This window comes from Plantibacter flavus (assembly GCF_002024505.1).
In the GTDB taxonomy this organism is placed as follows: domain Bacteria; phylum Actinomycetota; class Actinomycetes; order Actinomycetales; family Microbacteriaceae; genus Plantibacter; species Plantibacter flavus_A.
Genome location: NZ_CP019402.1, coordinates 2,510,863 through 2,534,108, shown reverse-complemented (window position 1 = coordinate 2,534,108; position 23,246 = coordinate 2,510,863). Strand labels below are relative to the sequence as shown.

General features: G+C 70.4%; 22 protein-coding genes. 17 read left to right on the top strand and 5 right to left on the bottom strand.

Annotated elements, in window-relative coordinates; genetic code table 11:
• Positions 1-98 precede the first annotated feature (98 nt).
• The 6 genes from BWO91_RS11875 to BWO91_RS11850 all read left to right on the top strand — a co-directional run bounded on the left by BWO91_RS11875 (position 99) and on the right by BWO91_RS11850 (position 8,144).
• On the top strand, positions 99-1,181 hold the full coding sequence (locus BWO91_RS11875; RefSeq protein ID WP_079002701.1) for an FUSC family protein: 1,083 nt from the start codon (positions 99-101) through the stop codon (positions 1,179-1,181).
• A gap of 301 nt (positions 1,182-1,482) precedes the next feature.
• A complete protein-coding gene (locus BWO91_RS11870) occupies positions 1,483-3,774 on the top strand; it encodes a polyribonucleotide nucleotidyltransferase (RefSeq protein ID WP_079002700.1) in 2,292 nt (763 codons plus the stop codon).
• Positions 3,775-4,092: 318 nt separating this feature from the next.
• Entirely contained in the window at positions 4,093-5,241 is a 1,149-nt protein-coding gene (gene pdhA, locus BWO91_RS11865; protein WP_079002699.1) for a pyruvate dehydrogenase (acetyl-transferring) E1 component subunit alpha, read from the top strand.
• Positions 5,238-6,284, top strand: coding sequence for an alpha-ketoacid dehydrogenase subunit beta (locus BWO91_RS11860; RefSeq protein WP_079002698.1), 1,047 nt, complete (start codon positions 5,238-5,240; stop codon positions 6,282-6,284). The genes pdhA and BWO91_RS11860 overlap by 4 nt, the downstream gene beginning before the upstream one ends.
• Positions 6,281-7,648: a dihydrolipoamide acetyltransferase family protein gene (locus BWO91_RS11855; protein ID WP_079002697.1), complete on the top strand. Its 1,368-nt coding sequence runs from the start codon at positions 6,281-6,283 to the stop codon at positions 7,646-7,648. The genes BWO91_RS11860 and BWO91_RS11855 overlap by 4 nt, the downstream gene beginning before the upstream one ends.
• A 118-nt stretch (positions 7,649-7,766) precedes the next feature.
• Positions 7,767-8,144, top strand: coding sequence for a VOC family protein (locus BWO91_RS11850; protein ID WP_064294462.1), 378 nt, complete (start codon positions 7,767-7,769; stop codon positions 8,142-8,144).
• Between the two features lie 15 nt (positions 8,145-8,159).
• Here BWO91_RS11850 and BWO91_RS11845 read toward each other — a convergent pair whose 3' ends face one another.
• Positions 8,160-8,792, bottom strand: coding sequence for a TetR/AcrR family transcriptional regulator (locus BWO91_RS11845; RefSeq protein WP_079002696.1), 633 nt, complete (start codon positions 8,790-8,792; stop codon positions 8,160-8,162).
• A gap of 105 nt (positions 8,793-8,897) precedes the next feature.
• Here BWO91_RS11845 and BWO91_RS11840 point away from each other — a divergent pair, with 105 nt between their 5' ends.
• The 10 genes from BWO91_RS11840 to BWO91_RS11795 all read left to right on the top strand — a co-directional run bounded on the left by BWO91_RS11840 (position 8,898) and on the right by BWO91_RS11795 (position 19,722).
• A complete protein-coding gene (locus BWO91_RS11840) occupies positions 8,898-10,505 on the top strand; it encodes a carboxyl transferase domain-containing protein (RefSeq protein ID WP_240555477.1) in 1,608 nt (535 codons plus the stop codon).
• Between the two features lie 4 nt (positions 10,506-10,509).
• On the top strand, positions 10,510-12,621 hold the full coding sequence (locus BWO91_RS11835) for an acetyl/propionyl/methylcrotonyl-CoA carboxylase subunit alpha (protein ID WP_079002694.1): 2,112 nt from the start codon (positions 10,510-10,512) through the stop codon (positions 12,619-12,621).
• Positions 12,618-13,784: an acyl-CoA dehydrogenase family protein gene (locus tag BWO91_RS11830; RefSeq protein WP_064294458.1), complete on the top strand. Its 1,167-nt coding sequence runs from the start codon at positions 12,618-12,620 to the stop codon at positions 13,782-13,784. The genes BWO91_RS11835 and BWO91_RS11830 overlap by 4 nt, the downstream gene beginning before the upstream one ends.
• Before the next feature lie 7 nt (positions 13,785-13,791).
• Positions 13,792-14,289 carry a MaoC family dehydratase gene (locus BWO91_RS11825; RefSeq protein WP_071262384.1) on the top strand — a complete coding sequence of 166 codons (498 nt, stop codon included), beginning with the start codon at positions 13,792-13,794 and terminating at the stop codon, positions 14,287-14,289.
• Positions 14,286-15,131, top strand: coding sequence for an HpcH/HpaI aldolase/citrate lyase family protein (locus BWO91_RS11820; RefSeq protein WP_079003952.1), 846 nt, complete (start codon positions 14,286-14,288; stop codon positions 15,129-15,131). Before BWO91_RS11825 ends, BWO91_RS11820 begins: the two co-directional genes overlap by 4 nt.
• A gap of 171 nt (positions 15,132-15,302) precedes the next feature.
• A complete protein-coding gene (locus BWO91_RS11815; RefSeq protein ID WP_079002693.1) occupies positions 15,303-16,382 on the top strand; it encodes an aldo/keto reductase in 1,080 nt (359 codons plus the stop codon).
• 70 nt (positions 16,383-16,452) lie between these two features.
• Complete coding sequence (locus BWO91_RS11810) at positions 16,453-17,820, top strand: M16 family metallopeptidase (protein WP_071262316.1); 1,368 nt, start codon at positions 16,453-16,455, stop codon at positions 17,818-17,820.
• Positions 17,821-18,423, top strand: coding sequence for a histidine phosphatase family protein (locus BWO91_RS11805; protein WP_071262315.1), 603 nt, complete (start codon positions 17,821-17,823; stop codon positions 18,421-18,423).
• Between the two features lie 46 nt (positions 18,424-18,469).
• A complete protein-coding gene (gene dapB, locus BWO91_RS11800) occupies positions 18,470-19,288 on the top strand; it encodes a 4-hydroxy-tetrahydrodipicolinate reductase (protein ID WP_079002692.1) in 819 nt (272 codons plus the stop codon).
• A gap of 11 nt (positions 19,289-19,299) precedes the next feature.
• A complete protein-coding gene (locus tag BWO91_RS11795; RefSeq protein WP_399543085.1) occupies positions 19,300-19,722 on the top strand; it encodes a hypothetical protein in 423 nt (140 codons plus the stop codon).
• Between the two features lie 23 nt (positions 19,723-19,745).
• Here BWO91_RS11795 and BWO91_RS11790 read toward each other — a convergent pair whose 3' ends face one another.
• From BWO91_RS11790 to BWO91_RS11775, 4 genes are all read right to left on the bottom strand, one after another.
• Positions 19,746-20,636, bottom strand: a complete 891-nt coding sequence (locus tag BWO91_RS11790) for a TIGR01777 family oxidoreductase (RefSeq protein WP_079002690.1) — start codon at positions 20,634-20,636, stop codon at positions 19,746-19,748.
• Positions 20,637-20,672: 36 nt separating this feature from the next.
• A complete protein-coding gene (locus tag BWO91_RS11785; protein WP_064294452.1) occupies positions 20,673-21,098 on the bottom strand; it encodes an OsmC family peroxiredoxin in 426 nt (141 codons plus the stop codon).
• Positions 21,099-21,226: 128 nt separating this feature from the next.
• Positions 21,227-21,727, bottom strand: a complete 501-nt coding sequence (locus BWO91_RS11780) for a DUF4395 domain-containing protein (RefSeq protein WP_079002689.1) — start codon at positions 21,725-21,727, stop codon at positions 21,227-21,229.
• Entirely contained in the window at positions 21,724-22,173 is a 450-nt protein-coding gene (locus BWO91_RS11775; RefSeq protein WP_231884286.1) for a TlpA family protein disulfide reductase, read from the bottom strand. Before BWO91_RS11775 ends, BWO91_RS11780 begins: the two co-directional genes overlap by 4 nt.
• A gap of 93 nt (positions 22,174-22,266) precedes the next feature.
• Here BWO91_RS11775 and dapA point away from each other — a divergent pair, with 93 nt between their 5' ends.
• A complete protein-coding gene (gene dapA / locus BWO91_RS11770; RefSeq protein WP_064294450.1) occupies positions 22,267-23,244 on the top strand; it encodes a 4-hydroxy-tetrahydrodipicolinate synthase in 978 nt (325 codons plus the stop codon).
• Positions 23,245-23,246: the final 2 nt, after the last annotated feature.

Here is a 23,246-nt window from a genome sequence, read left to right as displayed (position 1 = left end):
CACCAGCGTAGCCCGGGGCGGCCCGCGCGACGACGGGGCCCGGGCACCCGGCTCAGGATGGCGTAGCGTTGGATGGTTGCACGAGAGCGGAGGATCGGATGGCTGAACGCGGTCTGAAGACCTCGCTGATCAGCTTCGCGCCATCGCCCAAGCGCTGGCCGGCCGCCCTCACCGCCGCGATAGCGATGGCCGTGCCGGTCGCGGTCGCGACGTTCTTCGGACTCACGCCGCTCGGCCTGCTCACCGGCCTCGGGGCGTTCACCGCGCTCTACTGCGCGCCGCTCAGCCGCCGGGACCGTCTGCGGGTGCTGCCGCTCATCGGAGCAGGACTCGTCACGGCCGCGGCGCTGGGTGTCGCGATGTCGGGTTCTCGGCCGCTGACCGCGGTCGGTCTCATCGTCGTCGGGTCGGTGGTGATCTGGCTGGTGCAGGGCATCGTCCTCGGCCCTCCGGGCGCGCTGTTCTTCATCCTCGTGTTCGGCATCGCCGGCCACCTGACCGCGCCCGTCCCGATCGGCGGCGCCGGGCTCGACGGCGGGCTGGTCATCCTGCTCGTGGCGGCCGGTTCGGCCTTCGCCTTCCTGGTGGTCGTCGCGCCGTTGCTCGTGCCGGCGGTCCGCCGCGGCGCGGGGAAGCCGACGCCGATGCGCGTGCTGTTCCCCGAGTACCGGCTGAGCGCGACCGACCGCCGGATCGCGACACGCCTCACCGTCGCGCTCGCGATCAGCGCTGTCCTCGGAGCGGTCCTCGGCCTCGGTCACGGGTACTGGATCGCCGGGTCCGCCGTCGCGATCCTCAGCGTCGGGCACTCGCGCACCCTGAGCGCGACACGCGGCGTGCACCGCGTGCTCGGGACGGTCGTCGGCGCCGGGATCTTCCTCACCGTGGCCTCGCTCCAGCCGCACGGCTACGTCCTCGCCCTCGTGCTGGCCGCCCTGCAGTTCACGATCGAGCTCGTCGTCATCCGGCACTACGCGTTGGCGCTCGTCTTCATCACGCCGCTCGTGCTCATCATCAGCACGTCCTCGTCGAAGCAGCCGGTGCTCGCGATCGTGGGGGAGCGGGTGCTCGACACCCTCCTCGGAGCGGCCGTCGCGATGCTCCTCCTGCTCGTGTCCTGGGGACGCGATCGCCGCCGCGCGGCGTCTCCGGCCGCTCCCGGCACCCCGCCCATCACCTGAGGATCCGTGTCGTTCCGGGGATCGCCGAACCCCCCTCTGCTAGGCTGGCCGACGGCGGACCGTGATGGTCCGCTCCGCGCACAGCCAGCCGACAGGAAGCTGGTCCTCGGTGGTGTATCCCTCGCGATCCGCGGGTGGTGTTCTACTGGTGGCCAGCCAAGTCCCGGAAGACCGGGCGGCTTGAGCAAGTACTGCGGCTGTGTTGCGCGCTGCATCATGCACGACCGCGCTCGACGGCGCGTCCATTCGGGACGCGCGGCCCGTCACTCGACGGGAGCGCACACGTACGAAGGAGAGACCTGTGGAAGGTCCAGAAATCAAGTTCGCCGAGGCCGTTCTCGACAACGGCAAGTTCGGCAAGCGCACGGTCCGGTTCGAAGCCGGCCGCCTCGCGCAGCAGGCCCAGGGCGCGATCGCCGCGTACCTCGACGAGGAGACCATGCTCCTCTCGGCCACCTCGGCCGGAAAGCACCCCAAGGACAACTTCGACTTCTTCCCCCTCACGGTGGACGTCGAGGAGCGCTCCTACGCCGCCGGCAAGATCCCCGGTTCGTTCTTCCGTCGTGAGGGCCGCCCCTCGACCGAGGCGATCCTCGTCTGCCGCCTCATCGACCGGCCGCTGCGCCCGTCGTTCGTCACCGGCCTCCGCAACGAGGTCCAGATCGTCATCACCGTCCTCTCGATCGCTCCGGGTGAGTTCTACGACGCCCTCGCGATCAACGCGGCGTCGATGTCCACCCAGATCTCGGGTCTGCCGTTCTCCGGTCCGATCGGCGCCGTCCGTCTCGCGCTGATCCCCGGGCAGGCCGGCGAGGCCGACCAGTGGGTCGCCTTCCCGAAGGTCGACCAGCTCGAGGAGGCCGTCTTCGACATCATCGTCGCCGGTCGCATCGTGACCGACGCCAACGGCAACGAAGACGTCGCGATCATGATGGTCGAGGCCGAGGCCACCGAGAACAGCTGGAACCTCATCAAGGGCGGCGCCACGAAGCCCGACGAGGCGGTCGTCGCGGCCGGTCTCGAGGCCTCCAAGCCGTTCCTCAAGCAGCTCGTCAAGGCGCAGAGCGAACTCGCCGCTCAAGCGGCCAAGGAGATCGCGGCCTACCCCGTGTTCCTCCCGTACACGCAGGAGACCTACGACACCGTCGCCGGTCTCGCGCACGACGAACTGGTGAACGTCTACCAGATCGCCGACAAGATCGAGCGCCAGAACGCCGACGACGCCCTCAAGGACCGCGTCAAGGCGGAGATCACCGAGCGCGTCGAGGCCGGTTCGCTCGACGCCGAGGTGCTCACGCAGTTCTCGGCGGCGTACAAGTCCGTCTCGAAGGTCGTCATGCGCGGCCGTGTCCTCCGCGAGGGCATCCGCATCGACGGCCGTGGCCTGACCGACATCCGTCCGCTCGACGCGGAGGTGCAGGTCATCCCGCGCGTCCACGGTTCCGCGATCTTCCAGCGCGGTGAGACCCAGATCCTGGGTGTCACCACGCTGAACATGCTCAAGATGGAGCAGCAGATCGACTCGCTGTCGCCCGTCACGAAGAAGCGCTACCTGCACCACTACAACTTCCCGCCCTACTCGACCGGTGAGACCGGCCGGGTCGGTTCGCCGAAGCGTCGCGAGATCGGGCACGGCTTCCTCGCCGAGCGCGCTCTCGTGCCGGTGCTGCCGAGCCGTGAGGAGTTCCCCTACGCGATCCGTCAGGTCTCCGAGGCCCTCGGGTCCAACGGTTCGACCTCGATGGGTTCCGTCTGCGCCTCGACCCTGTCGCTGCTGAACGCCGGTGTGCCGCTCCGCGCACCCGTCGCCGGTATCGCCATGGGCCTCATCTCCGACGTCGTCGACGGTGAGACCCGCTACGCGGCGCTCACCGATATCCTCGGCGCCGAAGACGCCCTGGGTGACATGGACTTCAAGGTCGCCGGTACCTCCGAGTTCGTCACGGCAATCCAGCTCGACACGAAGCTCGACGGCATCCCGACTTCGGTCCTGACCGGTGCGCTCCAGCAGGCCAAGGACGCCCGCACGACGATCCTCTCCGTGCTGAACGCGGCGATCGACGCTCCCGACGAGATGGCGCCGACCGCGCCTCGCGTCATCAGCGTCCAGATCCCCGTCGACAAGATCGGCGAGCTGATCGGCCCGAAGGGCAAGACGATCAACTCGATCCAGGACGAGACCGGCGCCGACATCTCCATCGAGGAGGACGGCACCGTCTACATCGGCGCCGTCGACGGCCCGTCGGCCGAGGCCGCTCGTGCCCAGGTCAACGCGATCGCGAACCCCACCAACCCGGAGGTCGGCGAGCAGTTCCTCGGAACCGTCGTCAAGATCGCCGCGTTCGGTGCGTTCGTCTCGCTGCTCCCGGGCAAGGACGGCCTGCTGCACATCTCCGAGGTCCGCAAGCTCGCCGGTGGCAAGCGTGTGGAGAACGTCGAAGACGTGCTCGGCGTCGGCCAGAAGATCCTCGTCGAGATCACGAAGATCGACGACCGCGGCAAGCTCTCGCTCGCTCCGGTCGTCGCCGATGAGGCCGACACGCACGGCAGCGACGCTGCCAGCGAGGGCCCTGAGGCCCCGGCCGAGGGCTAGATCTCGGTCGAACGGTCGTTTGCTCGGGAGGGGACTCCAGAGCAGGCCCCGGCCGAAGGCTAGATCTCGGTCGAACGGTCGTTTGCTCGGGAGGGGACTCCAGAGCAGGCCCCGGCCGAAGGCTAAGCCGCAGGCTGCATCCGAACGCCCGTCCCGCCTCTGCGGGGCGGGCGTTCGCCGTTGCGCGGAGTGTCGACGGTTGAGCGCCAGGGTGATCCGGCGTAGCCTCGGACCACCTCGCGACGACGCGAGGGCACGGCATCGCTCACGAGGCACCGCCGTGAGGTCACCGAACTCAAGGCGGCGTGCATCGTGTCGATGGAGACTCACACCCAATTCCCGCAGGATTCCGACGAGCGGGGCGGTGATGCACGCGAACCGGTCCCGGTCGACCACGGGTGCGTCCAGCTCCTCGATCCGGACGGCGTCCGCCAGGAGGACGCCCTCTACGACCTCTTCGTCGCCGACCTCGGTCACGCCGAGCTGCTCGCGCTCTACGAGGATATGGTCGTCACGCGACGCATCGACACGGAGGCGACCGCCTTGCAACGGCAGGGCGAGATCGGTCTGTGGCCGCCGTCGCTCGGGCAGGAGGCCGCCCAGGTGGGGTCGGCGCGGGTCCTGCGGCGCGGGGACTTCGTCTTCACGAGCTACCGCGAACAGGCCGTGGCGTACTGCCGTGGCGTCGAACTCGACCAACTGATGGCGATGTGGCGGGGGACCGCGCTGTCGGGCTGGGACCCGTTCGCGGTCGGCATGGCGACGCCGGCGGTCATCATCGGTGCCCAGACGCTCCATGCGACGGGCTACGCGATGGGCTGTCAGCGCGACGGGTCCGACGCGGTGGCCGTGGCCTACTTCGGCGATGGGGCGACGAGTCAGGGCGACGTGAACGAGGCGCTGGTGCTGGCCGCGAGTTTCCAGGCACCCGTGGTCTTCTTCTGCCAGAACAACCAGTACGCGATCTCCGAGCCCGTCGGGCTGCAGGCTCAGCGCCCGATCGCGGACCGGGCACCGGGCTTCGGGGTGCCGAGCATGCGGGTCGACGGCAACGACGTGCTCGCCGTGACGGCGGCGATGCGGATCGCCGTCGACCGCGCACGGTCCGGTGGTGGGCCGACCTTCATCGAGGCCGTCACCTACCGCATGGGGCCGCACACCACCTCGGACGATCCGACGCGGTACCGGGACGAGAGCGAGGTCGTGTCGTGGCGTGCGAAGGATCCGATCGCCCGGCTCGAGCGTCTGCTGGAGTCCGAGGGGGCCCTCGACGAGACCGCCCGAGCCCACGTCGCGTCCGTCGCCGACGCCGCGGCCGCCCGGGTCCGTGCGGGGTGCCTCGCCTTGCCTGCCCCTGACCCGCTCTCACTCTTCGACGAGGTCTACGCCACCGCCCATCCCGGGCTCGAACGGCAACGCGAGGAGTACCGCTCGTACCTCGCGATGTTCGACGGTGGTGCCCGATGACCATGCTCACCCTCAGCAAGGCGATCAACGCCGGACTGCACCACGCCCTCGCCGACGACGACCGGGTCCTGCTGCTCGGCGAGGACATCGGCCGACTCGGTGGGGTGTTCCGGGTGACCGACGGCCTCCAGGCGGAGTTCGGTGCCGATCGCGTCGTCGACATGCCGCTGGCGGAGTCCGCGATCATCGGAGCGGCGATCGGTCTGGCGTTCCGAGGCTTCCGCCCGGTGTGCGAGATCCAGTTCGACGGGTTCATCTATCCGGGCTTCGACCAGATCGTCGCGCAGTTGGCGAAGCTGCATTACCGGACGAAGGGGGCCGTCCGCATGCCGGTCACCATCCGCGTGCCGTACGGCGGGGGCATCGGCGCCGTCGAGCACCACTCCGAGTCCCCGGAGGCGTACTTCGCGCACACGGCGGGACTGCGCGTGGTGACGTGCTCCGACCCCCAGGACGCGCACACGATGATCCGTCAGGCGATCGCGTGCGACGACCCGGTGCTGTTCTTCGAACCGAAGCGGCGGTACTGGACGAAGGGCGAGGTGCTCGACGACCTCCCAGCCGATCCGCTCGCGTTCACCCGTGCGCGGACGGTTCGCGCCGGCACGGACGCGACGTTGGTCGCCTACGGTCCGCTCGTCCAGACGGCGCTCGAGGCTGCGGAGGCCGCGGCCGACGAGGGTGTCGACCTGGAGGTGATCGACCTCCGATCCCTCGCACCTCTCGACGTCGACGCGATCGCCGCCTCGGTCGAGAAGACCGGGCGACTCGTCATCACGCACGAGGCGCAGCGTTCCGGAGGGATCGGCGCCGAGTTGGCGGCCTCGATCACCGAACGCTGCTTCGACCTCCTCGAAGAGGCCCCGGTGCGGGTGACGGGGTTCGACACGCCCTATCCCGCGTCGGCGCTCGAGGACCATTTCCTGCCGGACCTCGACCGGATCCTGGACGGGGTCGATCGCGCACTGGGGCGTCGGTCCTCCGCCTCGGCCGCGGGCAGGGCCGAGGCCCGGCCTGTGACCGGTGGGGAGGGACGGCGATGAAGCGGTTCTCCCTGCCCGATCTCGGTGAAGGTCTGACCGAGAGCGAACTCGTGTCCTGGCGCGTCGCCGTCGGCGACCACGTCGAGCTCAACCAGGTGATCGCCGAGGTCGAGACCGCGAAGGCGCTCGTCGAACTGCCCGCGCCGACCGCCGGCGTGGTCACGAGGCTCCACGTCGAACCGGGGACGACGGTCCTCGTCGGCGAGGCGCTCGTCGATTTCGCGCCCGATGGGGAGACCGCTCCGTCCCCGTCGGTCCTTGAGGCTGACAGGGCGGAGGTCGACCGCCCGAGTGGGGCGGCGGACCGCGAGCCGGTCCTCGTCGGCTACGGCCCTCGCACGGCGAGCGGTGAACGGCCACGGCGCCGTGCGCGGTCCGGCGACGATGACACACCTGCCCCGGCGCACACCGTACCGGCGCACACCGCCCCGGTGCCGGAGCGTTCCCGGCCTCGCGCGACACCACCGGTCCGGCGACTCGCCCGTGATCTCGGCGTCGACCTCGGAACGCTCGTCGGCACCGGCGTCGGTGGTCGGATCGCGCGTGAGGAGGTCGAGCGCGCTGCGACCGGCCCGAGTGGGCAGCTGCCGGAGCGTGCTCGCGGAGCGGGAGCGGCGCCGGCCGGGACCCCAGCGACGCCGGCCACGGCGGCCACGGCGGCCGACGGGTCGGTGCGTCGGCCGATCACGGGGGTCAGGCGCCGCACCGCCGAGGCGATGGTGAGCAGTGCGTTCACGGCTCCCCACGTGACGGAGTTCCTGACGGTCGACGTGACGCCGACGATGTCGCTGCTGGACGCGCTCGCCCGCTCGCCTCGGACCGGGGACCACCGGGTCAACATCCTGACCGTCCTCGCCAAGGCGGTGTGCATCGCCGTGAGACGCACCCCCGCGGTCAACGCGAGCTGGGACGAGGCTGCCGGGGAGATCGTCGAGTACGGGCACGTCGGACTCGGGATCGCCGCAGCGACGCCGCGGGGACTCCTCGTCCCGAACATCGCACGGGCGGAGGAGCTCAGCCTGTTCGAACTCGCGGACGCCGTGGCGGACCTCGTCCGCACGGCCCGCGAGGGACGCACCGCTCCGGCGGAACTGCGAGGGGGGACGATCACGATCTCCAACGTCGGCGTCTTCGGCGTCGACGCGGGGACGCCCATCCTCAATCCCGGTGAGGCGGCGATCATCGCGCTCGGTGCCGTCCGTCGCCGGCCGTGGGAATTCGAGGGGCAGGTCGCGCTGCGACACGTCGTGACGCTGTCGCTGTCGTTCGACCATCGACTCATCGACGGAGAGCAGGGGTCCCGGTTCCTCGTCGACCTCGGGACGATGCTGTCGGATCCGGCGATGGTCCTGACGATGGTGTGATCGTCGAGTCCAGGCCCTCGCGCTCACCCGCCCCGGCGGCCGTTCGGGCCTGGACGCGACGACCGCGACGTGGCATCGTGCATCGTGTACGCATCGGGAATCAGCGAGGGAGCGGCTCATGGTCACGTACACGGATGTCTTCAGCGGGTTCTCGGTCGACGACATCGACGCGGCGAGGACGTTCTACCGGGACGTCCTCGGTCTCACGGTCACCGACAACGCCATGGGATTCCTGGACGTGGCGCTGCCCGCCGGCGGGTCGGTGCTCGTCTACGGCAAGCCGGACCACACGCCGGCCTCGTTCACCGTGCTGAACCTCGTGGTCGACGACATCGACACGGCGGTCGACGAGCTGCAGGCGCGCGGTGTGGTGACGAAGCTCTACCCCGACGACGTCCTGCCGACGGACGCGAAGGGGATCATGCGCGGGAACGGCCCGGACATCGCCTGGTTCACCGATCCAGCGGGGAACGTCCTGTCCGTGCTCGTCGACTAAACCCGTCCCGCATCCTCACTCGGCGAGCAGGGCGGCCAGTGCCATCCGCTCGAGCGTCGAGCGCACCGCCTCGCGGCCGGTTGTCCCGGCCTCGTTCCTGCCGCGGGAGGTGCTGTGGGACGTGGAGTTGATCAGTCCGAAACCCGCGAGCGCGCGGACCCGCAGTTCCGCCGTGGGGATCGTGGGATGCAGCGTCGTGAGGACGTCCACCCACCGCTCGACGTACCGCCGCTGCAGGGTGCGGACCGTGCGGCGGTCGTCCGGTGCCAGGCTGTCGAGGTCGTGGTCCTGGATGCGGATCACGTCGGGGTCGTCGAGGGCGAAGGCCACGTGGAAGGTGACCAGCGAACGCAGCGCCCGATCGCTGTCCGGAGCCTGCTCGACCTCGCGGGTCCCGCCGTCCAGCAGATCCTGACTGACGCCGACGAGGAGTGCTGCGAGGACGGCCTGCTTGCTCGGGAAGTGGCGGTAGACGGCGGGCCCGCTCATGCCGACGGCCGTTCCGAGGTCCTCCATCGACACCCCGGCGAAGCCGCGCTCGGCGAACAGTCCGGCCGCTGACCGCAGGAGGGCCGAGCGACGTGCCGCTTTCGCCTCCGAGCGCCCGAGGTGCGGTGGGTTCGGGGACGGTGTGTCACGACCGGTCATCGGATCTCCTCGGGGTGGACTTTTTCAGTTAATGAACTGTAACCTCTCTTTCAGTGAGTGATGAGTAACTGAATGCACTCACGGTCGACGACGACAGGAGCCCGAGTGCCCACCCTCACGAGCGGTGCCGATCCCACCTCAGCCCGATTCCGCGAGCAGGAGGCTGCGCAGCGGGCGCTCGTGACGGTGCTCGAGCAGACGATGGCGACCGCGGCCAAGGGCGGACCGGAAGCGTCGCGGGTGCGGCACGTCGCCCGGGGGAAGCTGCTGCCACGCGATCGGGTCGACCGCGTGCTCGATGAGGGGAGCCCCTTCCTGGAGATCGCGCCCCTGGCCGCGCACGGCATGTACGACGACGCGACCCCCGGCGCCGGGGTCATCGCCGGGATCGGCCTCGTCCACGGACGACACGTGCTCGTCGTGTCGAACGACGCGACCGCGAAGGGTGGCTCGTACTTCCCGATGACGGTGAAGAAGCACCTCCGGGCCCAGGAGATCGCGGCCGCGAACCGGCTGCCCTGCCTGTACCTCGTCGACTCCGGGGGAGCGAACCTCCCGACGCAGGACGAGGTCTTCCCCGATCGGGACCACTTCGGCCGGATCTTCTTCAACCAGGCCAGGATGTCGGCGGCCGGCATCCCGCAACTCGCCGCCGTGCTCGGGTCCTGCACCGCCGGCGGCGCGTACGTCCCCGCCATGAGCGACGAGAACGTCATCGTGCGCGGTCAGGGCACGATCTTCCTGGGCGGTCCACCCCTCGTGAAGGCCGCGATCGGCGAGGTCGTGACGCCGGAGCAGCTCGGCGGCGGCGACCTCCACGCCCGGGTGTCGGGGGTCACCGACCATCTCGCCGACGACGACGCGCACGCGCTCGACATCCTCCGGGATGCGGTCGCGACGCTGCCGGCGCCCCACTCGCGCGCGTGGGAGGTGCATCCGAGCGTGCCGCCGGTCGTCCCGGAGGCGGAGCTGTACGGCGTCGTCCCGGCGGAGCTGCAGACGGCCTACGACGTCCGTGAGGTGATCGCGCGGCTCGTCGACGGCAGCGACTTCTCGGAGTTCAAGCGGGAGTACGGCGACACCCTCGTGACCGGGTTCGCGAGGCTGCACGGGCACCCCGTCGGCATCATCGCGAACAACGGCGTCCTCTTCAGCGAGTCGGCCCTGAAGGGCGCCCACTTCATCGAGCTCGCCGACCAGCGCGGCATCCCGTTGCTGTTCCTCCAGAACATCTCGGGCTTCATGGTCGGCAGTGACGCCGAGGCCGGAGGCATCGCCAAGCACGGCGCGAAGATGGTCACCGCGGTCGCGACCACCCGGGTGCCGAAGCTGACGGTCGTGATCGGCGGTTCGTTCGGCGCCGGCAACTACTCCATGTGCGGCCGGGCCTACGACCCCCGCTTCCTCTGGATGTGGCCGGGCGCGCGCATCTCCGTCATGGGGGGACAGCAGGCGGCGAGTGTCCTCGCGACCGTCAAGCGCGACCAGCTCGAGGCCCGAGGTGAGGCGTGGACCGCCCAGGCTGAGGATGACTTCCGGGCGCCGATCCTCGCCGACTTCGAGGAGCAGGGCAATCCGTACTACTCGACCGCGCGGCTCTGGGACGACGGCATCATCGATCCCGCCCGGACCCGCACGGTCCTCGGACTCGCGCTCGAGGTGTGCTCCCGCGCGCCACTGCCGGAACCCGGCTTCGGCCTCTTCAGGATGTGACGGCATGACGATCCAGACACCGAACCGGCCGGGCCAGGCATCCGCGCGTCCCTTCCGCTCCGTCCTCGTCGCGAACCGCGGCGAGATCGCCTGTCGCATCATCCGCACGCTCACAGCGATGGACATCGAGAGCATCGCGGTCTTCAGCGACGCCGACCGCGACGCCCCGCATGTCCGGCTCGCGGACCGCGCCGTCCGCCTGGGACCCGCGCCGGCCTCGGACAGCTATCTCGATGTCGACGCCGTCGTCCGGGCCGCCGTCACGACCGGGGCCGAGGCGGTGCACCCGGGCTACGGCTTCCTGTCCGAACAACCCGCGCTCGCGGGGGCGCTCGCCGCTGCCGGGATCGTCTTCATCGGACCGGACGAGCGCGCCCTGGTCCTCATGGGCGACAAGATCCGGGCGAAGGAGCACGTCGCGGCTCGAGGCGTCCCGATCATCGAGGGCGTCGCCGACGCCTCGCTCGACGACGACGCGCTCGTCCGTGCCGGCGTCGCCATGGGCTTCCCGCTCATCGTCAAGCCGGCGGGCGGAGGCGGCGGCAAGGGGATGCAGGTGGTGGAACGCGCCGAGGAGCTCCCATCGGCCATCGCCTCCGCGCACCGGGTGGCCGAGGCGGCCTTCGGCGACGCCACGCTCCTCCTCGAGCGGTTCGTCACGAGACCCCGGCACATCGAGGTGCAGGTGCTCGCGGACGCCCACGGTGCGGTCGTGCACCTCGGGGAGCGCGAGTGCTCGCTCCAGCGTCGGCACCAGAAGGTGATTGAGGAGTCCCCGTCGCCGCTCATCGACGACCGGCAGCGGGCGCGACTCGGCGAGGCGGCCTGCACGGTCGCCCGGAGCGTCGGCTACCGAGGGGTGGGGACCGTCGAGTTCCTCGTCGCCGACGACCGACCCGACGAGTTCGCCTTCCTCGAGATGAACACGCGATTGCAGGTGGAGCATCCGGTCACCGAGCTCGTCACGGGGCTCGACCTCGTGGAGTGGCAGGTGCGCGTCGCCGCCGGTGAACCGCTGACGATGACGCAGGAGGAGGTCGTCCTGCGTGGTCACGCGGTGGAGGCGCGGCTGTACGCGGAGGACCCGTCGAGCGGCTTCCTGCCTCAGACCGGGGTGCTCGAACGGGTGTGTCTGCCGCAGGGGCCGGGGGTCCGCGTCGACGGCGGCATCGTCGCCGGGCAGTTCGTCGGCCCGTGGTACGACCCGATGCTCGCGAAGATCGTGTGCTGGGCCGAGGATCGCGGGACCGCGCTCCGGCGACTCGACGCCGCGCTCGCGGCGACGGTGGTCTTCGGTGTCCGCACGAACCTCGGCTTCCTCCGGCGGCTCCTCGCCGACGAGGACGTCGTCGCGGGACGGCTGCACACCGGTCTCATCGCCGAACTGCTCGACGACCGTCCGTCCGACTCGATGTCCGAGCGGATTTTGACCGCCGCGGCGCTCGCCGAAACGGAGGACCGGCGATGCAAGGCCGAAGCGCGGACCGCCGGACTCGGGACGCCGTGGTCGGATCCGGGTGGGTGGCGCCTCGGCGCGGCAGCACCGACGCGACAGCACCTGCGACTGGAGGACGGACGCATCGTCCGCATCGAGGTGCGCGGCTCGAGCGACGACGCGAGCGTCTCCGTCGATGACGCGGCACCGACGCGGGCCGCGGTCCTCAGCCGGTCGGACGGCACCCTGCGGTTCGAGCACGGCGGTGTCAGCACCCTCCTGGAGACCGTCCGTGTGGGGGACGAACGATGGATCGCACTCGACGGTGCCATCAGTGTGGTCGAGGTGGTCCCGCGTGAGGCGCTCCCAGCCGGCGGGGATCCGACTGCGGCCGGTGCGGTCGATCCGGAGGTGCGGACGCCGATGCCCGGCACCGTCACTGCGGTGCACGTCACGAGCGGCGACGCCGTCACCGCCGGTCAGCCGCTCGTCACCGTCGAAGCGATGAAGATGGAGCACCTCCTCACCGCCACGACCGACGGCACGGTCACCCTCCACGTCTCCACGGGTGGCACGGTCGCAACCCGTCAGTCGGTCGCGACGATCGCCGCAGACCACGTCGCAGCCCACCTGAACGCAGCCCCAACCGATGCAGCACCCACGAACGGAGCATCAGCATGAACACCGAGCTCAGCCCCGAGCACCAGCGGATCGTCGACACGGTCAAGGCGTTCGCCGACGAGGTCGTCGCGCCCGCCGCCTACCAGTACGACACGGAACGGCGTCTGCCGTACGACATCATCGCGCAGATGGGGGAGCTGGGACTCTTCGGGCTGCCGTTCCCGAAGGAACTCGGCGGCGGGGGGATGGACTACTTCGCGCTCTGCCTCGCCGTCGAGCAGCTCGGACGCGTCGACCAGAGCATCGGCGTCACCCTCGAGGCCGGCGTCGGCCTCGGAGCCATGCCGATCTACCTGTACGGCACCGACGCCCAGCGCGAGGAATGGATCCCGCAGCTCGCGAGCGGGCAGGCGCTCGCCGCCTTCGGTCTCACCGAGGCGCGTGCCGGCAGTGATGCAGGCGCGACGGAGACCACCGCCGAGCTCGTCGACGGTGAGTGGGTGATCAACGGCACGAAGCAGTTCATCACCAACTCCGGGAGCGAGATCACCCGTCTCGTGACGGTCACGGCCGTCACGGGGGAGCGGGTCCGATCCGACGGCCGGGTGACGAAGGAGCTGTCGTCGATCCTCGTGCCGGTCCCGACGCCGGGCTTCACCGCGCTACCGCCCTACGACAAGGTCGGCTGGCACACCTCCGACACCCACCCGCTGCGGTTCGAGGACGTCCGTGTACCGGAGGGCAACCTGCTCGGCGAACGCGGGCGCGGATACGCCAACTTCCTCACCGCGCTCGACGGTGGACGGATCGCCGTGGCCGCGCTCGCCGTCGGAGCAGCCCAGGGCTGCCTCGAGGAGGCGATCCGCTACGCCAAGGAGCGGGTCGTGTTCGGTCGGGCGATCGGCGACAACCAGTGGATCGCCTTCCGGATCGCGAAGATGCAGGCGCGGGTCCACACCGCCAGGCAGGCGTACTACGACGCCGCGTCGCGCATGCTCCGGGGAGCGCCCTACAAGATGGAGGCCTCCATCGCGAAGATGGTCGCCGGGGAGGCCGCGATGGACAACGCCCGCGACGCGACCCAGATCTTCGGCGGCTACGGGTTCCTCAACGAGAACCCGGTGGCGCGGCACTACCGGGACTCGAAGATCCTCGAGATCGGTGAGGGCACCACCGAGGTGCAGCTCATGATCATCGCCCGCGAACTCGGCTTCGCGTCGTGAGGTCATGATGACCGACTCGTCCGAGACGTCGTCCGGCCCCGTGATCGAGCAGCGAGGTCTGTACTTCGAGGAGTTCGTGGTGGGTGCGACCTACCGCCATCGCCCCGGGCGCACCCTCACAGAAGCCGACAACGTCCTGTTCTCGACCCTCACGATGAACGGGCAATCACTGCACGTGGATGCCGCGTGGTCTGCGACCGGGCCCTTCGGGGAACGGCTCGTGAACTCGATGCTGACCCTCTCGACGCTCGTGGGGCTGTCGGTCGCGCAGCTCACCGAGCAGACGATCGTCGCGAACCTGGGCTTCGCCGACGTCGCCTTCCCGAATCCGATGCACCACGGCGACACGCTGTACGCCGAGACGCTCGTGACGGCCAAACGGCTGTCGTCGTCGAGGCCGGGCGAGGGTGTCGTCACCCTGCTCCACACGGGTCGGAACCAGGACGGCGTCGTCGTCGCGACCGCGACCAGGAGCACGCTCGTCCAGTGCTCGGGTGCATCGTGACCGGCGCCGCGGCGTTCGACCTGGGGCCGGCGATCCTCTTCGTCCCGGCGGACCGCCCCGACCGCTTCGCGAAAGCGGCCGCGCGCGCGGACGCCGTCATCCTCGACCTCGAGGACGCCGTGGCCCCGGCCGACAAGCCGGCCGCCCGCCGGGCGATCGTCGACCATCCGCTCGATCCCTCACGCACGGTCGTCCGGGTCGACCCGGCTGGCACCGTCGACTTCGACGACGATGTCGCGGCACTCGCGGACACCGCCTATCGCACGGTGATGCTGGCGAAGACGGAGACGACCGCGGCGCTCGACCGGCTCGTGGACGCGATCCCGGACGTCCGGATCATCGCGCTGTGCGAGACCGCTGCCGGTGTCGTGCAGGCACCCGCGTTGGCCGCCCATCCTGCGGTCCTCGCGCTCATGTGGGGCTCTGAAGACCTCATCGCCTCCCTGGGCGGCACGAGTAGCAGACTGGCCGACGGGCGATACCGCGACGTCGTCCGACAGGCTCGCTCCTCGGTGCTGCTCGCCGCGGGAGCCGCCGGGGTGGCCGCGATCGACGCGGTCCACCTCGACATCGACGATCTCGACGGGCTCGCGGACGAGGCGGCGGACGCGGCCGCCGTCGGCTGCATCGCCTCCGCCTGCATCCACCCGGGACAGGTCCCGACCGTTCGCGCCGCCTACCGCCCGGACCCCCGGTCGGTGGCAGCGGCGCAGGCCCTGCTCGACGCCGCAGCGGGAGCGGCCGGCGTGTTCCGGCACGAGGGACGCATGGTCGACGAGCCGCTCCTGCGGCACGCGCGACTCGTGCTCGCCCGTGCCGAGGTGACCGTCGATCCGAGGTGATCGACCGACTCCAGCAATCGTTACGAATCAGTTGCCACCCGGTCGTGATGTCGTCCAGCCGAAGTCGCCGGTCTCCTCTAGCCTGGTGAGCAAGCACCGGCCCGTCGCTCCACGCACGGATCCCGACGGTGCAGCGCGTCACCGGTCGGCGGACCGAGAGAGGGGCAGGGGATGCCACACCTCTGGCGCTCGTCGAGCACCCGTGGCAGTTCTCTCGTCGGTGGAGCAGCGGACGGCGTCGACGACGACGCGAGTCGGCGTCCCGAGCAGCTCGTCCCGCACCCATCCTTCCCGACGCCCGTCCAGGACCCCGAGCCGTCGGAGGCACCGAGGCGCACGATCGGCGACTCCGAGTTGTCGGTCTTCCCGGTCGTGCTCGGCGGCAGCGTGTTCGGTTGGACCGTCGACCCCGACACGACGTCGGACATCCTCGATCGATTCCACGACTCCGGCGGCAATATGGTCGACACCGCCGACAGCTACGCTGGCGGACGCAGCGAGATCCTCATCGGCAACTGGATGCGGAAGCGCCGCAACCGGGACGACATGGTCGTCGCGACGAAGATCGGCCGGCACCCCGACTACCCGGGTCTCGGCTCGGTGAGCATCATCCGTGCGGTCGAGGCGGCGCTCGAACGGTTGCAGACCGACCACATCGACCTGCTGTCCTTCCACGACGACGACCCGAGCATCCCGTTGGCGGACAGCCTCGGGACGGTCGACTGGTTGATCGAGACCGGCAAGGTCCGCTACCTCGGCACCTCGAACACGACCCCCGAGCGGCTGATGGAGGCGCGGATCCTCTCGGCGAGCGGCTTCACCCAGTTCGTCGCGCTCGAGACGCACTACAGCCTCATGCACCGGGAGCCGTACGAGAGCACCCTCGCGCTCGTCGCGACGGCCCAGCACCTCGGTGTCCTGCCCTACTTCGCCCTCGCGAACGGGTTCCTGACGGGCCGCTACCGAACCCGCTCCGACCTCGACCCGAGCACCCGCGGCAGTCGCGCCGCGACCCATCTCCACCGCCGTGGTCTGCGGGTCCTGCACGTCCTCGACGAGATCGCGGAGGAGAACCGTTGCACGGTCGCCTCGGCCGCGCTCGCCTGGGCCATGTCACGTCCCGGCGTCGTCGCGCCCATCGCGAGCGCGTCCCAGCCGGCTCACGTCGACTCGCTCATCGCGGCGGCCGACGTGCGGCTGAGTCGTGGGCAGATCCTCGAGCTCGACCGCGTCTCGGGTCGCTTGCGCTGAGTCGACCGGCGGGCGCCCGTGCACCGACGCTCGCGCGCGACGCCCGGGAACCTGACGTATGGTTGGGGTGATGAACGCCGCCGTCGACCTTCCGCTCACTCGTCCCGAGCTCGCGTTCACCGCATCCGGGGACGCGCTCGTCCGCCGGACGGTCCTGCCCAACGGGCTGCGCATCCTGAGTGAACACATGCCGGGCAGCCGCAGCGCCACGATCGGCTACTGGGTGGCCGTCGGTTCCCGCGACGAACAACCGGCGACCGCTGATCGACCGGCGACCTTCGGCTCCACGCACTTCCTGGAGCACCTCCTGTTCAAGGGCACGCCGTCGCGTTCCGCCCTCGACATCGCGGTCGCCTTCGACGCCGTCGGCGGCGAGCACAACGCGCTCACGGCCAAAGAGCACACCTGCTACTACGCCAAGGTGCGCGATCGCGACCTGCCGATGGCGGTGGACGTCATCACCGACATGCTCACCTCCTCGCTGCTCGACCCGGAGGAGTTCGAGAACGAACGCGGCGTCATCCTCGAAGAGCTCGCGATGATGGACGACGATCCGGGGGACGTCGCCAACGAACGGTTCTTCGAGCGCGTGCTCGGCGAGCACCCGCTCGGGCGTCCGATCGGCGGTCACCCGCAGTCGATCATCGAGGTCGGCCGGGACGCCGTCGTGGCGCACTACCGGGCCAACTACCGCGCGAACGACGTCATCGTGACGGCGGCCGGCGCGGTCGACCACGACGCGCTCGTCGCCCAGGTGTCCGAGGCGCTCGTGCAAGCGGGCTGGCCGGCGGACGCGGTGGCCGCACCGGTCGCGCGTCGGACGCTCGCTCCTGCTGCCATCGTCGGAGGCTCGCCCCTCTCGGTCGTGCACCGTCCCACCGAGCAGGTCCACCTGCAGATCGGCGGAGCGGGCCTCATCGCAGGCGATGAGCGACGATTCGCCATGAGCATGCTCAACTCCATCCTCGGCGGCGGCATGTCCAGCCGCCTGTTCCAGGAGATCCGCGAACGACGCGGGCTCGCCTACTCGGTGTACTCGTTCGCCGGCAGCTACTCGGACGCCGGCGTCTTCGGCCTCGCTGCAGCCTGCTCCACGGCGAAGGCGGCGACCGTCGCCGAACTCATGCTCGCCGAGCTCCACCGGCTCGCCGAGCACGGCGTGACGGACGAGGAGTTGTCGCGCGCGCTCGGGCAGCTGAGCGGCGCCTCGGCGCTGGCGCTGGAGGATTCGGACTCGCGTATGAGCCGCCTCGGTCGAGCGGAGCTGACCCTCGGTGAGTTCATCGACCTCGACGAGAGCATCCGTCGCCTGCAGTCGGTCGGTCAGGACGACGTCCAGCAGCTCGCGCAGCACCTCGCCGCGCAGCCCATCACGGTGTCGGCGGTCGGAGCCGTCGACGAGGACACCTTCGCTCCGATCATCGCGGGGGTGCGTTGAATGTCCCATTACCTGTATCTCGTCAGACACGGCGAGCAGCAACACGCTGAGCACGGCTTGCCCGACGGACCGCTGTCGGCACGCGGTCGGCGCCAGGCGCAGCTGCTCGCGGAGCGCCTCGGCGGTGTCCCGATGACCGCGGCGTGGCACTCGCCGTTGCAGCGTGCCGCGGAGACCGCCCAGATCATCGCCGAGCGGATGCCGGCCGTCACACCGGAGCCGTCGTCGCTGCTCTTCGACTGTGTCCCGAGCGGTCGCACACCGGAGACGCCGTCGGCGTTCGACCCCTTCTTCGGTTCGATCACCGAGGCGGAGATCGAGGCGGGCGAAGCGCAGATGGCCGACGCCGCGGCCGAGTTCCTCTCGCCGAAGCGCGGTGACCATCACGAGCTGCTCATCACGCACAACTTCGTCATCGGGTGGCTCGTCCGCGAGGCGCTCCAGGCGCCCGCATGGCGCTGGGTGAGCATCAACCAGGCCAACGGCGGACTGACGGTGCTGCACCAGCGCGCCGGGCGTCCGTGGAGCCTCATCACCCACAACGACCTCGCGCACCTCCCCATGGAACTCCGCACGGGACTTCCCGAGCCGCACATCGTCTAGTCGGCGGCCCGCCTCCTCCCGGACGGGCAGCACGTAAGCTGAGGGCATGACGACACGAGTGGCGCTGGCCGGCGCGAGCGGCAAGATGGGCCGACTGTTCACCAGCATCATCGGTTCACTCGACGACTTCGAGCTGGTCGCATCGCTCGGTTCCTCGAGCGAGCTGAGCGAGATGGACGAGGCGGACCTCGTCGTCGACGTCACGGTCCCGGGTGTCAGCCAGCGGATCGTCGACCACGCCGTCGCTCAGGGGATCAACGTGCTCGTCGGGACGAGCGGCTGGTCGGCCGAGCGTATCCAGCGACTCGACCGCCGGCTCGCCGAGCTGCCCGAGCAGGGCGTCGTCATCATCCCCAACTTCTCGCTGGGGTCCGTCCTGTCGACGAGTCTCGCGACCGTCGCTGCGCGCTTCTTCGATTCGATCGAGATCATCGAGTCCCACCGCGACACGAAGGTGGACTCGCCCTCCGGGACCGCCGTGCGCACCGCCGAGTTGATGATGGCCGCGCGTGGCGACCGTGGGCCCGTCGCCGCTCCGCACACCGACCAGCGGGCGAGGGGACAGCAGGTCTCGAGCATCCCGATCCACAGCTTGCGGCTCCAGGGCGTCGTCGCCCGCCAGGAGGTCGTGTTCGGTGGCGTCGACGAACTCGTCACGATCACGCACGACACGATCTCGCCCGCATCCTACGAGCGGGGCATCCGGCTCGCCCTCGTCGCCGCCCGCGACGCCCAGGGGGTCACCGTCGGTCTCGACAGTCTGCTCGACCTCGGACTCGATCGCCCAGGGCCGGCGGGTCGGCGGCCCGCCCAGGGGGCGCCCGAGCACGTCTCCGGCCAGGCCGCGGCGGCCAGCGCCCTGTGAAGACCCGCGTCATGGTCGCGGTCATCGCGGCCCTGCTCGTCCTCTACATCGTCCTCGTCGGGTACCGTGCCGTCGTCCTCCTCGGCACGGGCGAGCCTGTCGGCGTCGCCATGGGTGCGGCGCTCATCGTCCTGCCTATCCTCGGCGTCTGGGCGCTCTGGCGCGAGATCGCCTTCGGGCTGGGCGCCGAGCGACTCGGAGTCCGCCTCGAGGCCGAGGGCGGCCTTCCGCCCGAGCAGGTCGAGACCCGCGAGAGCGGCCGGCCGATGCGTGATGCCGCAGACGAGTTGTTCCCGAAGTACCGCGACGCGGCCGAGGCCGCTCCCGACGACTGGCGATCCTGGTACCGCCTCGGACTCGTCTACGACGGTGCCGGAGACCGCCGCCGCGCACGGCAGGCCATCCGACAGGCGATCCGGCTCTCGCGGAGCTGACCGGAGCGGCGGCGTCCCGTCGTTCAGTCGCGGGCGAGTGCTTCGGCCAACGCCTGCTCGACGGTCGGCGTGCTGAACGTGAAGCCGTCGTCCAAGAGCCGACGAGGTTCGACGCGCTGATCGCTCAGCAGCAGTCCGTCGGCGGCGTCGCCGAGGAGAGCCTTCAGGGCGAACGTCGGGACGCGCAGCAGATAGGGCCGGTTCATCCGTCTGGCGAGCTCGAACATGAGGTCGTCGGCGCGGGCGGCCTGCGGACCGCACAGGTTCACCGGTCCGGAGAGCGTCGAGGTCAGCAGGTGGGTGATCGCCCGGACCTCGTCCTGCAGCCCGATCCACGGCCAGAACTGGCGGCCCGAACCGAGCGGACCGGCGACCCCGAACCTGGTGAGCGGTGCCAGCGGCTTGAGCACGCCTGCCAGGTCGACGACGATGCCGTTGCGGAGCAGCACGGTGCGGACGGCGTCGAGCGCCGCGAGCGCCGAGTCCTCCCAGGCGACGACGACGTCGGCGAGGAATCCGGCCCCTCTGGAGGAGTCCTCCGTGAGGGTCTCTCCGGGACGGTCGCCGTAGTACCCGACCGCCGAACCACTGAGGAAGGCGGCCGGTGGCTGCTCCGCCCGGTTCATGGCGTCGACGAGGGTCCGGGTGGCGCTGAGTCGTGACCAGAGGATCGTGGATCGGTAGGCCGCCGTCCACGGCAGCTTGCCGAGGGAGGCGCCGGAGAGGTTGACGACCGCGTCGGCGCCGCTCAGGACTCGCGGGTCCAGCGTTCCTGCCAGCGGATCCCACTCCGCTTCGCCGGCACCGCGCGCCGGACGTCGTACGAGCCGGACGACCTCATGACCGTCGGTCTCGAGGGAGCGCCCGAGCGCCGTTCCGATGAGCCCGGAGGCCCCGCCGATCACGATGCGCATGCGCGTCGCCTTCCTGGTCGTGCTGCTGGACGGTGGTTACGCGAGGCTGGCTTCGAGGGTGATCGGGATGCCGGCGAGCGCCTGCGAGACCGGGCAGCCGTCCTTCGCCGCCGTGGCGATGCGCTCGAAGTCGGCCTCGGAGATGCCGGGCACGACCGCGCTGACGAGCAGGTGGCTGCCGGTGATGCCGGTGCCGGGGGTGAAGGAGACCGCTGCGGTCGCCTGGATGCGCTCCGGCGGGAATCCGGCGCTCGTGAGTTCGTTGGCGAACGCCATCGAGTAGCAGGAGGCGTGCGCAGCCCCGAGCAGTTCCTCCGGGGTCGTCGTCGTGTTGGATCCCTCGGAGCGTGCCTTCCAGTCGACCGCGAACTCGGCCGCCTCGGAGGTGTCGAGGCTCGTGTGCCCCGATCCCTCGAAGAGCGTGCCGTTCCAGACCGTCGTGGCTTCGCTTGTTACCGCCATGGTGCAACCTCCATCGTCGGGCCGTGCAGGAGCGCATCGGCGCTGGTGTTCGTGGGGTCAGCCTAACCGGATCGACCTGGACGGTCACCCCGTCGACAAACGGTGTCGTCAGGTGCTTCGGGCCGCCGTCACGCCTGTCGCCCGATGACACGGGCGCGGAGGAGGAGCACGTACAGGCGGCAGCCGAGGCAGAACCCGAACGCCGCGTTGAGGAATGCGGCGACGAACGCGGCACCGGCGGAGACGGCGAGGGATCCCGGCACCCCGATGAGGTGCAGCACGAGTCCGATCGCGACCACCACCAGGCCGACGCCCTGGGCGAAGGTCGGTGGTTCAGGTGCCTCGAGTTCGGTGGGCGGGCCGAGCCTCGGGCGGATGAGGTGTCGGAAGACGACGCCGTACGGGTGGCGTCGGATCCCGGCGAACGCGCCCCACGCGAACAGGGCTGCGATGACGGCGACGAGGACGAAGGCCGGTTGGCCGGCCCGCGCGGGCGGCGTGTCGGCGAGCGGCGCCGTCAGCGCGAGGAAGACGGCGACGAGGAGGAGCACGGCGGTCACGGTCGCGCCGAACCGCGGGCTGCGCGGGTCGATGCCGGTCGGCTGTGCTGCTGCAGGGTTCGAGGTCATGCCGGTCTCCCGAGGACGGATCGCAGCTCGCCGGCGAGCACCGCACGGCGTGCGGCCCCGGAGAACCGACCGCGCACGATCCCGGCGCGGTCGAGGAGGAGGACGGTGGGCGTCTGCAGGACGGCGAAGCGGTCCGCGAGGTCGGGACGGTGGGTCAGGTCGACGTCGAGGACGCCCACGCCCGCCTCCCCGTCGGCCAGCTCGTGCAGCAGTCGTCTGGTGCCGGGGCACAGGGCACAGAACTCGGTGCTGAACTGCACCAGGGTGGCCGATCGGCCGAGCGGAGTGGTCGTCCCGAGTGCCGCCGGCGAGAGGCGGTCGCCGTCGGTGCGGTGCGTCGCACGCCCGCTCCGTGCACGCACGATCAGACCCACCGCCGTCGTGGACAGGACGAGGACGAGGATCAGCGAGAGGGCGGCCGTCGGGTGCATGGTGTCCGTCAGCATAAGGTCCGGGTACCGGTCCCTGAGCCTCTGTGACGCGAGGTGACGCCTGTGCGGATGGTGACCCGCACGAGGGAAACCCGATAGCCTGAGAGCGTGTCGCGTGCAGAGAACCCCTTCGGTCAAGTCCTCGTCGCCCTGGTGACGCCGTTCACCGCCGACGGCGAGGTCGACTGGAAGGCCGTCGAGCGACACATCGACGACGTCGTGACCGCGGGGGCCGACGGCATCGTCGTCACCGGCACCACGGGTGAGACGTCGACGCTGACGGACCCGGAGAAGGTGAAGCTCGTCGAGGTCGGCAAGGCCGTCGCGGGCGGGCGCGCGAAGATCATCACCGGTGGTGGCTCCAACGAGACGGCCCACGCGATCGAGCTCGCGAAGAAGAGCGAGCAGGCGGGCGCCGACGGCAACATGATCGTCACCCCGTACTACAACAAGCCCACCCAGGCCGGCGTGCTCACCCACTTCCGCATGATCGCCGACTCCACGGATCTGCCCGTCATCCTTTACGACATCCCGGGGCGGACCGGCATCCCCATCACCTACGAGACGATCCTGCGTGCGGCCAAGCACCCGAACATCCTCGCGGTGAAGGATGCCAAGGGCGACCTCAGTGAGGTGAGCCGGGTCATGAACCAGACGGACCTCATGTACTTCGCGGGCGACGACGCCAACGCGCTGCCGACGCTCGCCATCGGCGGCACCGGCCTCATCGGCGTCACGGCCAACATCGCGCCCACGCCCTACCGACACATGGTCGACGCGGTGAACTCCGGCGACCTCGTCGCGGCGACCGCCGCGCACCGGCAGCTCGAGCCGCTCGTGCGCGCGGTCATGACCCACGTCCCCGGCACCGTCGCCGCCAAATACATCTTGCACGGCCTCGGCCGGATCCAGAGCCCGCGGGTGCGTCTTCCGCTGGTCGGTCCGGAGGAGTGGGAGGCCGCGCAGATCGAGGATGAGATCGACCTGGTGAAGGACATCCCAGGCGTCGACTTCCGCAACTTCCGGCCAGACCGCAACGCCGCCGCCGGTGGCGCGCTGCCCAAGGTCGCCGGTACGACTCGCTAGAC

What these genes read in the sequence shown, in the direction of transcription:
- BWO91_RS11875 (WP_079002701.1), top strand. Translation starts at nt 99, where the DNA reads ATGGCTGAACGCGGTCTGAAGACCTCGCTGATCAGCTTCGCGCCATCG.
- pdhA (WP_079002699.1), top strand. Translation starts at nt 4,093, where the DNA reads ATGGAGACTCACACCCAATTCCCGCAGGATTCCGACGAGCGGGGCGGT.
- BWO91_RS11860 (WP_079002698.1), top strand. Translation starts at nt 5,238, where the DNA reads ATGACCATGCTCACCCTCAGCAAGGCGATCAACGCCGGACTGCACCAC.
- BWO91_RS11855 (WP_079002697.1), top strand. Translation starts at nt 6,281, where the DNA reads ATGAAGCGGTTCTCCCTGCCCGATCTCGGTGAAGGTCTGACCGAGAGC.
- BWO91_RS11850 (WP_064294462.1), top strand. Translation starts at nt 7,767, where the DNA reads ATGGTCACGTACACGGATGTCTTCAGCGGGTTCTCGGTCGACGACATC.
- BWO91_RS11845 (WP_079002696.1), bottom strand. Translation starts at nt 8,792, where the DNA reads ATGACCGGTCGTGACACACCGTCCCCGAACCCACCGCACCTCGGGCGC.
- BWO91_RS11835 (WP_079002694.1), top strand. Translation starts at nt 10,510, where the DNA reads ATGACGATCCAGACACCGAACCGGCCGGGCCAGGCATCCGCGCGTCCC.
- BWO91_RS11830 (WP_064294458.1), top strand. Translation starts at nt 12,618, where the DNA reads ATGAACACCGAGCTCAGCCCCGAGCACCAGCGGATCGTCGACACGGTC.
- BWO91_RS11825 (WP_071262384.1), top strand. Translation starts at nt 13,792, where the DNA reads ATGACCGACTCGTCCGAGACGTCGTCCGGCCCCGTGATCGAGCAGCGA.
- BWO91_RS11815 (WP_079002693.1), top strand. Translation starts at nt 15,303, where the DNA reads ATGCCACACCTCTGGCGCTCGTCGAGCACCCGTGGCAGTTCTCTCGTC.
- BWO91_RS11810 (WP_071262316.1), top strand. Translation starts at nt 16,453, where the DNA reads ATGAACGCCGCCGTCGACCTTCCGCTCACTCGTCCCGAGCTCGCGTTC.
- BWO91_RS11805 (WP_071262315.1), top strand. Translation starts at nt 17,821, where the DNA reads ATGTCCCATTACCTGTATCTCGTCAGACACGGCGAGCAGCAACACGCT.
- dapB (WP_079002692.1), top strand. Translation starts at nt 18,470, where the DNA reads ATGACGACACGAGTGGCGCTGGCCGGCGCGAGCGGCAAGATGGGCCGA.
- BWO91_RS11795 (WP_399543085.1), top strand. Translation starts at nt 19,300, where the DNA reads ATGGTCGCGGTCATCGCGGCCCTGCTCGTCCTCTACATCGTCCTCGTC.
- BWO91_RS11790 (WP_079002690.1), bottom strand. Translation starts at nt 20,636, where the DNA reads ATGCGCATCGTGATCGGCGGGGCCTCCGGGCTCATCGGAACGGCGCTC.
- BWO91_RS11785 (WP_064294452.1), bottom strand. Translation starts at nt 21,098, where the DNA reads ATGGCGGTAACAAGCGAAGCCACGACGGTCTGGAACGGCACGCTCTTC.
- BWO91_RS11780 (WP_079002689.1), bottom strand. Translation starts at nt 21,727, where the DNA reads ATGACCTCGAACCCTGCAGCAGCACAGCCGACCGGCATCGACCCGCGC.
- BWO91_RS11775 (WP_231884286.1), bottom strand. Translation starts at nt 22,173, where the DNA reads ATGCTGACGGACACCATGCACCCGACGGCCGCCCTCTCGCTGATCCTC.